The sequence below is a fragment of the Jiangella endophytica genome, assembly GCF_003427025.1.
GTDB lineage: Bacteria > Actinomycetota > Actinomycetes > Jiangellales > Jiangellaceae > Jiangella > Jiangella endophytica.
The window spans coordinates 1-10589 of record NZ_QVAI01000042.1 but is presented as its reverse complement, the minus strand read 5'-3'; the positions used below and the strand labels follow the sequence as shown (position 1 = coordinate 10589).

11 protein-coding genes are annotated in these 10589 nt (G+C 69.0%); 9 read left to right on the top strand and 2 right to left on the bottom strand.

Annotation, left to right across the window (positions count from 1 at the left end; translation table 11 throughout):
• Positions 1–48: 48 nt before the first annotated feature.
• Positions 49–1467 carry an aldehyde dehydrogenase family protein gene (locus tag DZA62_RS35040; RefSeq protein ID WP_116953621.1) on the bottom strand — a complete coding sequence of 473 codons (1419 nt, stop codon included), beginning with the start codon at positions 1465–1467 and terminating at the stop codon, positions 49–51.
• A gap of 153 nt (positions 1468–1620) precedes the next feature.
• Here DZA62_RS35040 and DZA62_RS36655 point away from each other — a divergent pair, with 153 nt between their 5' ends.
• Positions 1621–2157, top strand: a complete 537-nt coding sequence (locus tag DZA62_RS36655) for an AraC family transcriptional regulator ligand-binding domain-containing protein (protein WP_198664542.1) — start codon at positions 1621–1623, stop codon at positions 2155–2157.
• The gene (locus tag DZA62_RS36650) at positions 2120–2440 is read left to right on the top strand and encodes a helix-turn-helix transcriptional regulator (RefSeq protein ID WP_198664541.1); all 321 of its coding nucleotides are present in this window, start codon (positions 2120–2122) and stop codon (positions 2438–2440) included. Before DZA62_RS36655 ends, DZA62_RS36650 begins: the two co-directional genes overlap by 38 nt.
• On the opposite strand, the gene DZA62_RS35030 is transcribed toward DZA62_RS36650, so the two are convergent.
• Positions 2408–3586 carry a XylR family transcriptional regulator gene (locus DZA62_RS35030; RefSeq protein WP_116953619.1) on the bottom strand — a complete coding sequence of 393 codons (1179 nt, stop codon included), beginning with the start codon at positions 3584–3586 and terminating at the stop codon, positions 2408–2410. The genes DZA62_RS36650 and DZA62_RS35030 overlap by 33 nt on opposite strands.
• Before the next feature lie 84 nt (positions 3587–3670).
• Between DZA62_RS35030 and DZA62_RS35025 the strand changes: the two genes are divergently transcribed.
• From DZA62_RS35025 to DZA62_RS34995, 7 genes are all read left to right on the top strand, one after another.
• A complete protein-coding gene (locus DZA62_RS35025; protein ID WP_116953617.1) occupies positions 3671–4774 on the top strand; it encodes a Gfo/Idh/MocA family protein in 1104 nt (367 codons plus the stop codon).
• A gap of 39 nt (positions 4775–4813) precedes the next feature.
• On the top strand, positions 4814–5971 hold the full coding sequence (locus DZA62_RS35020; protein ID WP_116953615.1) for a branched-chain amino acid ABC transporter permease: 1158 nt from the start codon (positions 4814–4816) through the stop codon (positions 5969–5971).
• The gene (locus DZA62_RS35015; RefSeq protein WP_116953614.1) at positions 5968–7038 is read left to right on the top strand and encodes a branched-chain amino acid ABC transporter permease; all 1071 of its coding nucleotides are present in this window, start codon (positions 5968–5970) and stop codon (positions 7036–7038) included. Before DZA62_RS35020 ends, DZA62_RS35015 begins: the two co-directional genes overlap by 4 nt.
• Positions 7035–8516: an ABC transporter substrate-binding protein gene (locus DZA62_RS35010; protein WP_116953613.1), complete on the top strand. Its 1482-nt coding sequence runs from the start codon at positions 7035–7037 to the stop codon at positions 8514–8516. Before DZA62_RS35015 ends, DZA62_RS35010 begins: the two co-directional genes overlap by 4 nt.
• Entirely contained in the window at positions 8449–9276 is an 828-nt protein-coding gene (locus tag DZA62_RS35005) for an ABC transporter ATP-binding protein (protein ID WP_198664540.1), read from the top strand. Before DZA62_RS35010 ends, DZA62_RS35005 begins: the two co-directional genes overlap by 68 nt.
• Positions 9273–10034, top strand: a complete 762-nt coding sequence (locus tag DZA62_RS35000) for an ABC transporter ATP-binding protein (protein WP_116953609.1) — start codon at positions 9273–9275, stop codon at positions 10032–10034. The genes DZA62_RS35005 and DZA62_RS35000 overlap by 4 nt, the downstream gene beginning before the upstream one ends.
• Positions 10031–10589 (top strand): sugar phosphate isomerase/epimerase family protein (locus tag DZA62_RS34995; protein ID WP_157988107.1); only part of this gene is annotated, 559 nt, incomplete at its 3' end. The genes DZA62_RS35000 and DZA62_RS34995, both read left to right, overlap by 4 nt.

The following is a 10589-nucleotide window of genomic DNA, read 5'->3' as shown; positions in this document are numbered from 1 at the left end:
TTGCCGTGGTTGGTGGTCATGATGGTGGTGCCTTCCGTGGTGAGCTGTTCAGGGAGCTGCGACGACGGCCTTGGCCTCGAGGTACTCCTCGAGCGAGGCGAGGCCCCAGACGCGGCCGTTGCCGGATTGCTTGTAGCCCCCGAACGGTGCGGTGAGGTCGGGGTAGCCGGAGTTGACGACGACCTGGCCGGCGCGGAGCCGGGTGGCGACGTCGCGGACCTGGTTGGGGTCGGTTCCGTGGATGTACGCGGCGAGCCCGTAGGGGCTGTCGTTGGCGATGTCGACGGCTTCGTCGACGGTGTCGTAGGCGATCACGGACATGACGGGGCCGAAGATCTCCTCGCGGGCGAGCCGCATGTCGTTGGTGACGTCGGCGAACACGGTCGGGCGGACGAACCAACCGGTCTCGTGACCGTCGGGCTTGCCGGCTCCGCCGGAGACGAGGGTCGCGCCTTCCTTCAGCCCGATCTCGATGTAGGACTGAACGGTGTCCCATTGCGTCTGGGAGACCACCGGGCCCATCGAGACGTCCGTCAGAGGGTCGCCGACGGTGATCGTGGCGATGTCGTCACGCACCAGGTCGAGGAACTCGGCCAGCCGGCTCCTCGGGACGAGAGTGCGGGTAGGCGCGGCGCAGGTCTGGCCGGAGTTGCCCATGACGCCACTCACGGCGACCTGGGCGGCAGCCGCGAAGTCGGCGTCGGGGAGCACGACATGGGCGGACTTGCCGCCGAGCTCGAGACCGACCCGCTTGACCGTCTCCGCCGCGTCCTTCTGGACCTGGATGCCAACGCGCGTCGAGCCGGTGAAGGCGATCATGTCCACGTCCGGATGGCGGGTCAGTGTTGTGCCCACGACCGAGCCCTTCCCCACCACCATGTTGAACACGCCCCGCGGTGTCCCGGCGGCGTGCATGACCTCGGCGAAGACCGCACCGGAGTGAGACGCGACCTCGGCCGGTTTGAGCACCATGGTGCAGCCTGCGGCAAGGGCCGGCGCGACCTTCTCGGCCATCTGCAGCGCTGGGTAGTTCCACGGCGGGATCAGACCGCACACGCCGATCGGCTCCTTGCGCAGCGTGTACGAGCCGCGACGCTCCTCGAAGGCGTAGGTCGGCAGGCCCTCGACGAGCTGCTGGAACTGGAAGAGCGCCGCCTGGACCGCCGTCCGGCTGCCGGCCAGCGGCATGCCGATGTCGGTCGTGACGGCCAAGGCCATCTCCTCGGTGCGACGGGCATACTCCGCGGCGATCGCCTGCAGAAGCTCGACCCGCTCCGGCACGGTGGACACCGACCAGGTGCCGAAGGCTCGTCGCGCGGCCGACACGGCCCGATCGACGTCGGCCGGCGTACCCAGTGCGACCTTGCCGCTGGGCGTTCCGGTTGCGGGGTTGGTCAGTGTCGAGGTCTGCCCTTCGGCGTCAGCCGACCATCCACCATCGATGTAGTGCCGAATGATCTCGCTCATGTGCGTTGCTCCTCTGGTGCTGGCGGCTTCTGATCGGCATTCGTCGTCCGTCGCCGGGTTGTGCACTCGGAGCCAACCCTAGAAGCCGGTCAGGCTCGTTGCACTAGCGCACGACGCCGGTCTGCTTGCGATTCACGCCAACCCGGACGTGGCGTGATCGGCGAGTGGGTTGGCGGCTGCTGCGGGTCGGGATGCGGAGCGATCGGCTTCTGTCGAGGGATGGCGGGGGAGCGTTTCGACCTGGAGCCGGCCGTCAGGGCCCTGCTCCGCGACCTGGGCATCGCGCCGGCGCGGGTCCTGCGCCGCGCTGCGCTGCCGGCCGATCTGTTCGCGCGGCGTCCCATCGAGCTGACCGTCACGGAGTACTACCGGTTCTGGGACGCCCTCGACATTGAAGGTGGCGTGGGTGGACATCGCGAGCTCGCGGTCGACATCGGAACGGCGATCTCGGTCGAGCTGTTCTCGCCGCCGATCTTCGCCGCGCTCAGCAGTCCCGACCTCGCCACCGCCGCTCGACGGCTGGCGACGTACAAGCCGCTGATCGGGCCCCTGCGGCTCGACATCGATGCCACGGACGGGTTGACGATCACCTGCGTCTGGCCGTCGCCGGCGACTCGCCGACCTGCACGCATCGGCGACTGTCGCGGACCGGGTGCGCGCCGCGCTGACCGAGACGCTGCAGGCCGGTGACGCCTCCATCGGCGCGGTCATCGGTCAGCTCGCCACCAGCGCGCGCACGCTGCAGCGGCAGCTCAGCCAGGAGGGCACGTCCTTCCAGGCCATCCTGGCCGGCACCCGGGAAGGTCTCGCCCGGCACTACCTGACCAGTGGCGACCTGCGCACGTCGGAGATCGCCTTCCTGCTCGGCTACGACGACACCAACTCGTTCTACCGAGCCTTCAAGGGCTGGACCGGCACCACGCCCGACGCCGTCCGGTCGTCACGGCTGCCAGAACGTCTGTCGCGCGACTGAACCCTTCACCGTCCGGCGGTACTGGCCCGGCGACTGGCCGGTGTGCTTCTTGAACATGACGCTCATGTACTCGGAGTGGCTGAAGTTCAGCCGCTCCGCGATCTGCTGCAGCGTCCAGTCCGTCGAGGAGAGCAACTCGGCCACGTGTCCCATCCGGACCCTGATGATCTCGCTGTGGACGGTCCGGCCCAGGATCTCGGCGAACCGGATGTCGAGCATGCGGCGCGAGAGGCCGACGTGCCGGAGCACCTCGGTGACGGCGAGGTTCTGGTCGGACCGCTCGCGGATGAACCGCAGTGCGTCAGACACGAGCGGGTCGTCGACGGCGAGGATGTCGGAGGACTGGCGGGCGACGATGCGGGTGGGTTCGATCAGGCGCAGGCCCGGCTCGATGGCATGGCCTTGCATCATCAGGTCGAGCAGGTGGGCCGCCAGATATCCGCTGGCGGTGGTGTTGGGCTCGATACTCGACAGCGGGGGTGTGGTGAGGTTGCCGATCAGCTCGTCGTTGTCGACGCCGATGACGGCGACGGCGTCGGGGACGGCGAGGCGAGCGATCTTGCAGGCCTCGAGGATCTCCTGTCCGGCGATGTCGTAGCAGGCCAGGACGCCGACCGGTTTCGGCAGGTCGGTGAGCCACGCGGCGAGGCGTTCACGCTCGGCGGCGCGCATGCCCGACGGCTTCATCCGGAACTCGTACGGCGTCGCCCCGCGTCGGAGGACGTGGCCGGCGAACCACTCACTGCGCGTCACCGACCAGGCGAACCGTTCGTCGCCGCAGAACGCGAAGTTGCACAGGCCGCGTTCGGCGAAGTGGCCGATCGCCCAACGCGCGATCGTGCTGTCGTCGGTCTCGACTCCGGGGAGCTCTGGCACCAGGCGGGCGGCGCTGAGGTCGACGGTGGGAAGGCCGAGTCGTCTGATGAAACTGGCGGTCTCCTCGTTCTCGATGCGGGCCATGACGCCGTCGCCGTGCCAGCCCTCGAGCCAGGAGAAGTCGGTCTCATGCCGGCTGTGTTCGGCGAGGTAGATCGACCAGTGTGGGTGCTCCTCGACGTACTTCTTGACGCCGACGAGGAGCCCGCGGGCGTAGGCGTTCGAGGTTTCGACCAGCAGAGCGACGTGTCGCGTCTCCGTGACAACCATGTAAAAAACCTAAGCCCTAGCGCGGGATTACGCATGGTTTGCCCGTTGCGTCCTCCGTAACCTTCACGACACAGGAGGTCAACGATGACGCAGAGAGTACGGGTGGCCATCGCCGGGCTGGGGTTCGGGTCGGAGTTCGTGCCGATCTACCAAGCCCATCCGGACGCCGAACTCGTGGCCGTATGCCAGCGAACCGAGGCCGCTCTCAACGAGACAGCCGACCGTTTCGGGGTCGTGGGCCGGTATACGGATTTCGCCGCGATGCTCGAGAATCCGGACATCGACGCGGTGCACATCAACACCCCCATTCCCGATCACGCCGGCCAGACCATCGCTGCCCTCCGGGCGGGAAAGCATGTCGCGTGCACCGTGCCGATGGCCACGACCCTCGAGGAGTGCCGGGCGATCGTCGAGGCCGTGAGGGAGTCCGGCAAGAACTACATGATGATGGAGACCGTCGTCTACTCCCGCGAGTTCCTGCACGTCAAGGACCTTGTCGACAACGGTATCGTGGGTCGCATCCAGTTCCTCCGGGGTGCACACCACCAGGAGATGGCAGGCTGGCCCGGGTACTGGGAGGGTCTGCCTCCCATGTACTACGCGACTCATGCCGTGAGCCCCGTCCTGTCGTTGGCCGATGCCCTGGCGGAGAGCGTCGTGTGTCTCGGCTCAGGGCGGATCTCACCCGAACTCACCGCCAAGTACGGGTCGCCGTTCGCAGTGGAGAGCGCGCTCATCACGCTGCGGGACTCGCCCATCGGTGCGGAGATCGCACGTTCGTTGTTCGAGACGGCAAGGGAGTACGTCGAGAGCTTCGCCGTGTTCGGCGAGCTGGCGACATTCGAATGGGAACAGACTCAGGGATCGGGTCATGTTCTCCATGTCGGTGAGATTCCCAAGACCGTCGAGATCCCGGATTTCGCACACCGCCTGCCGCCGGAGGTCGCACCGTTCACGACACGGGGCGTCTATGACGCCGAGAACGAGCACCTTTCATTCATTCAGGGCAGTGGGCACGGAGGCTCGCACCCGCATCTGGCACACGAGTTTGTCCGCAGCATTCTCGAGGGCCGGGCTCCGGCGATCGACGAGGTCACGGCTGCCAACTGGACGTCGGTGGGGATCTGCGCCCACGAGTCCGCCATGAACGGCGGGGCTCGGGTGACGATCCCGGACTACACGAGCTGACACGCTGCCGCACACATCTGCGTGGGTCGTCTGACGACCATGCGCCGATCGCGCCCAACTGTGGGAGGTACCGATGACGCCTGCCTCGAGCCATTCGGACAGGTGCTATGCGAGGACCGCACGATGACCGCGGCGGTTCAAAGCCGGTTCGCCGAGTCCGCGCGGGATCGTCTGACGGCACTGCGAAGGCCCTCGGTCGTCGCCGTCGTCGTCGTGGCTGTCGCCGCGGCCGCGTGGGTGCTGGTATTCGCGAACGGGACGCCTGCCGGCGCCGCGGTTGACGACCCGGGCAAGTTCCTGGTGACGGCGCTGGACGCGGTGACCTTCGCCGGGCTGCTGTTCGTCGCCGCGTCGGGGTTCACGCTGATCTTCGGTCTGATGCGCACCGTGAACATGGCGCACGGCTCACTGTTCCTGCTGGCCGCCTACGTCGCCATCCGCGTGCAGGAGGCGATGGTGGGCCGGTCCCGCAACATCGACCCGGCCGACGTCGGCCTGCTCGACTGGCTGGTGCCGCTGCTGGCCGGCGCCGGCGTGGCGGCCGTCCTCGGTCTGCTGATCCAGCAGGTGTTCCTGCAGTGGAACGAGGGTCAGGAGATGCGGCAGACGCTGGTGACGCTCGCGATCACCGTCGTGCTCGCGGATCAGATGCTGCGTGAGTTCGGCGGCCTCGCGCAGCGAGTGGTCTGGCCGGGCGCGGTGACGCACTTCTTCTCCATCTTCGGTGAACGCTACGCCACCACCCGGCTCTTCATGCTCGCCATTGCCGTGCTGGTCGGTGTCCTGCTGTGGCTCTGGCTGACCCGGACGAGCGTCGGCATGGTCATCCGAGCGGGGGTGGACGACCGGCAGATGGTGCGTGGCCTCGGCATCAACATCCGCCGGGTGTTCGCTCTCACCTTTCTCGTCGGCTCGTTCCTGGCCGGTGTCGGCGGGGTTCTCGGCGCGTCGTTCGCCGGCGCCGCACCTGGCACCGACGGCAGCTGGCTGCTGAACGCGCTCGTCGTGGTGATCATCGGCGGGCTCGGTTCGCTCAAGGGCGCCGCCGCCGGCTCGCTGCTGTACGGCACGGTGGTCGCCTTCTCGCCCGCTTACCTGCCGAGCCAGTACTCCTACTACGCGATCATCATGACGTTCGGCCTCCTGGCGCTCGTGCTGGCCGTCCGTCCCTACGGGCTGTTCGGGAGGCCGGCATGAACCTGCGCGACCGCCTGACCGGGGCGAGGCTCGCCTTCGCCGGACTGGTCCTGATCATGGTCCTGCTGCCCAGTCTGGCCACGGCGTTCTTCGTCAACTTCGTCATGACCCAGACGCTGATCCTGGGGCTGGCCGCCGCGACGATCGTCTTCCTGGCCAAGTACGGCGGCATGACCTCGCTGGCGCAGCTGCTGATGTTCGGCATCGCCGGCTTCATGTTCGGCAACGCCGCCCTGGCCGGGGGCGCCCGGGGCCTGAACCTCGGCTGGCATCCGTGGGCCGCCGTGGGGTTCGCCCTGCTCGTCACGACGGTGGCCGCGTTCGTGCTCGGGGCGATCGCGAGCCGGACCACCGGCATCTACTTCCTGATGCTCACCCTGGTGTACGGAGTCATCGGCTACTTCGTGTTCGCCCAGATCGTCGAGATCTCCGGACCGGGCGGCATCACCAGCATCCAGCGTCCGGACCTGCTCGGACCACCCATCCGGCTCTACTACGCGGGCCTGCTGCTCTCCGTTCTGGCCTACCTCGGGTTCCGGGCCGTCCGGCGCACCGCGTTCGGGCTCGCGCTGCAGGGTGTCCGGGACGACCCGGTCCGGATGGCCTCCCTCGGATTCAACGTAGCGCTGCACCGGACGCTGGCGTTCACCATGGCCGGGTTCGTGGCCGGATTGGCCGGGCTGCTGAACGTGTGGTGGAACGGCCAGATCGATCCCGCGTCGATCTCCATCGGGCCCACGCTGATCCTGCTGATCATCGCCGTCATCGGTGGCATCTCGTCACTGGAAGGCGCCTGGCTCGGCGCGTTCGTCTACGTCCTGGTCTTCACCTACCTGCGCGACCTGCCGCTCGTCGACCGCATCGGCATCACCGAGGCGCGGTTCAACACCGTCATCGGCGTCATCGTCCTGGCGATCATGGTCCTCTCACCCGAGGGCCTGACGGGGATCGGCCAGCGGCTGCGCCGCCGCTTGCGACGTCGGGTCGCCGCCGAGGCGGCCCCGACAGCGGGCGATTCGCTACCCGTTCACACGACTCAGAAGGAACTCGGAGGGACACGACCATGAAAAGACTGAGGCGGCGCACAGCGCTGGCGCTCTCCATCACGACCGGCCTGGCGCTGGTGGCTGCGGGCTGTGGCGGCGGTGACGACGACTCGGCCGGACTGCCGGCAGACCAGCAGACGTCGGACGCCGACGGCTCGGCCGCTCCACCCACGGACGGCGAGGGGATCCGGCTGGGCATCCTCGGCCAGTGCGAGGGCCCGTTCGGCGGCTTCCACGAGGACGTCGTCGCGGGCACCACGCTGGCCCTGGCGCAGTTCGCCGGGGCGACGCCCAACTCGTCGACCAGCGCGCTGGAGGGATTCAGCGGGGCCGAGGTCGCCGGGACGCCGATCGAGCTGGTGGGCATCGGGTGCGGTGACGACACCGCCGACCGGATCCTCCAGGAGGTGCGCCGGCTGGTCGAGCAGCTCGGCGCGAACGTGATCATCGGGCCGTTGTCCGGCGACGAGGGCATCGCCATCGCCGAGTACGCGAAGGCGAACCCCGAGCTCACGGTGTTCGCGGGCATCTCCGGGTCGCAGGAGCAGACCCTGCAGGTGCAGGCGCCGAACTACTTCCGGTTCTACGGCGACGGGGCGATCTGGAGCGCCGGTCTGGGGGACCTGCTGCACAACCAGGAGGGCTGGGACACGGTCGCGGTCATCGCCGACGACTACAGCTTCGGGCACACGTCCGCGGCGGGGTTCGTCGCCGACTTCTGCGCCGTCGGCGGTGAGGTCACCCACCGGGTGTTCCCGCCGCTGGGCACCACCGACTACTCGTCCTACATCGCGCAGCTGCCGAACCCGGACGAGGTCGACGGCTACTTCTGGGCCGTCGGCGGTACCGGGACCCAGGCGGCCCTCGAGGCGTTCGTCAACGGCAAGGGCGACCTCACCGGTGATCAGCACGCCGGCAACCTGTTCTTCAACCCCGGCCTCGCGCAGGCGCTCGGGTCCGGTATCGCCGGGGCCTACGTGGGCGGGTTCGCCACGCTGCCGGGCGACGTCCGGACTCCGGAGATCGAGGAGTACCTGGCCGCCGCCGACGCCACCTGGGAGACCATCCCCGGCTCGCTGAGCGGCAACGAGCCCGCGCCGCCGTCCGTGGCCGCCGCCTTCGGCTTCTTCTACGGCTACTACACGGCCGGTGTGGCGCTGGTCGAGTCGCTGGAAGCGGTCGGTGGCGACGTCTCCGACCTCGGCGCCTTCCACGAGGCGATCTCGGGTCTCACCCTGGAGTTGCCCTATGGCGACATCAGTCTGGACGACAACCGCAGCGGCATCGTCGACGTGGGCCTGTCCCGGCTGGCCCTCGACGACTCCGGAGAGGTCGTCCAGGAGACCGTGGCCATCGTGCCCGGTGTCGACCAGACCTTCGGCGGCACGTTCAGCCCCGACACCCCGTCGCCCGGCCGCGATTTCCCGGCCTGTGAAGAGCGTGAGCTGCCCTGGGAGGGCAACGCCATCCCGGTCGTCGACGGCGTTCCGCAGAGCTAGGGGGACCATCATGGCTTCCGTCGTCCAGGTCCGCGCGGTCACAGTGGCGTTCGGGGGTCTGCGCGCCCTGCGCGGTATCGATCTCGACATCGCGCAGGGCGAGCGAGTGGCCGTCATCGGGCCGAACGGGGCCGGCAAGACGACCTTGTTCAACGTCATCGCCGGCGACATCGCCCCGACCAGCGGTGCGGTGGTCATCAGAGGGCAGGACTGCACCTACCGGCCGTCGCGGCACCGCCCGCGCCTCGGCCTCGCGCGGACCTACCAGAAGGCGCGCGCCTTCGCCGGGCTGACGGTGCGGGAGAACATCTACCTCGCGCTCGCGGGTCATCGGGGCCGGCACCGGGCGCTCTGGCAGTCGCCGACCGATCACAGGATGCGGGACGAGGCCGCCGAGGTGGCGTCGCGGGTCTGGCTCGCCTCGCAGCTCGACGAGGTCGCTGGCGAGCTCGCGCACGGACAGCGGCGACAGCTCGAGCTGGCGATGGCGATTGCCACCCGGCCGGACGTGATGCTGCTCGACGAACCGGCCTCCGGTCTCTCTCGTGGTGAGCGGGAGCGGCTCGTCGAGCTGCTCGAGTCGTTCGACGACCAGCTGACCCTGCTGGTCATCGAGCACGACATGGACGTCGCGTTCCGGATCGCGCAACGGGTGGTCGTCATGGCCGACGGCGAACAAGTGATGGCCGGAAGCCCCGAGCAGGTCCGGAGCGATCCGCACGTCCATCAGATCTATCTCGGCACGGAGGCGGCGGTATGACACCAGACGCGCTGCTCGAGGTCCGCGGTCTGCAATCCGGGTACGGAGTGTCCCAGGTTCTCGACGGTCTGAGCTTCAGCATGGGGGTCGAGTCGGTCGCCGTCGTCGGGCGCAACGGGATGGGCAAGACCACGCTCTGCGACACGCTGGTCGGATTCGTGCCACCTTCCGGCGGCGAGGTCCGGCTGGCGGGCCGCAGGCTCGACGGAATGGCCCCGGAGACGATCGCCCTCGCCGGCATCGCCTATGTTCCCCAGGGCCGCCGGCTCTTCCCGTCGCTCACCGTCGACGAACACCTCGCGATGCTGGCCCGGCGAGCTCGGGGCCGGCGGTGGACGCCCGACGCGGTCTACGAGCTGTTCCCCCGGCTGGCCCAGCGCCGGCACCACGGCGGGGCGGATCTGTCCGGCGGGGAGCAGCAGATGCTCGCCGTCGGGAGGGCACTTCTCCTCAACGCGCCGCTGATCGTGATGGACGAGCCCTCCGAAGGGCTGGCGCCCACGATCGTCGACGTGCTGGTCGAGGCCGTCCATCACCTCGTGGCGGAGGGTGTGGCGGTCCTCGTCGTCGAGCAGAACCTGCGCGCCGCGGTGCGGATGGCGGACCGGCAGCTCGTCATGGTCTCCGGCCGGATCGAGGCGGAGTTCAGCGGTGACGAACTGCTGGACCGGCCAGAACTTCAGCGGCGCTACCTCGGGGTCGGCACCGCTGCGCAGGTCGCCACCGCAACCCAGCAGACAGAAGGGGAGCACGCATGAGCTCGACGAGAGCGCTGGGGGCCAACACCTGGATCTGGACGTCTCCGCTGACCGACCGGCGTCTGGCCGAGTTGGCACCGCGGATCCGGGGGTGGGGCTTCGACGTCATCGAGCTCCCGGTCGAGACCGTCGGCGACTGGGACCCCGACCGGGCGGCGACCCTGCTCGACGGGCTCGGCCTGTCCGCGACGGTCGTCGTCGGCATGGGGCCGGGGCGCGAGCTGGTGAGCACCGATCGGGAGACGATCCAGACGACGCGCGACTTCCTGCGCCACGTGATCGACGTCGCGGCGGCGGTCTCGTCGCCGGTGGTCGCCGGTCCGATCTATACCTCGGTCGGGCGGACGTGGCGCATGGGCGACGCGGAGCGGCAGGGTTGCTACGAGCAGCTGCGCGACAGCCTCGGGCCGGTCGTCGGACACGCGATGGACGCCGGCGTCACGGTCGCTGTCGAGCCCCTCAACCGCTTCGAGACCAGCCTGCTCAACACGGTCGACCAGGCACTGGAGGCGCTGGACGGCCTCCCTGCCGCGGGCTGCGGCGTGGGCCTGGACC

Bases quoted from the DNA above. Each gene is read 5' to 3' on its own strand.
- DZA62_RS35030 (WP_116953619.1), bottom strand. From the start codon at position 3,586: ATGGTTGTCACGGAGACGCGACACGTCGCTCTGCTGGTCGAAACCTCG.
- DZA62_RS35010 (WP_116953613.1), top strand. From the start codon at position 7,035: ATGAAAAGACTGAGGCGGCGCACAGCGCTGGCGCTCTCCATCACGACC.
- DZA62_RS35015 (WP_116953614.1), top strand. From the start codon at position 5,968: ATGAACCTGCGCGACCGCCTGACCGGGGCGAGGCTCGCCTTCGCCGGA.
- DZA62_RS35020 (WP_116953615.1), top strand. From the start codon at position 4,814: ATGCGCCGATCGCGCCCAACTGTGGGAGGTACCGATGACGCCTGCCTC.
- DZA62_RS35000 (WP_116953609.1), top strand. From the start codon at position 9,273: ATGACACCAGACGCGCTGCTCGAGGTCCGCGGTCTGCAATCCGGGTAC.
- DZA62_RS35040 (WP_116953621.1), bottom strand. From the start codon at position 1,467: ATGAGCGAGATCATTCGGCACTACATCGATGGTGGATGGTCGGCTGAC.
- DZA62_RS35025 (WP_116953617.1), top strand. From the start codon at position 3,671: ATGACGCAGAGAGTACGGGTGGCCATCGCCGGGCTGGGGTTCGGGTCG.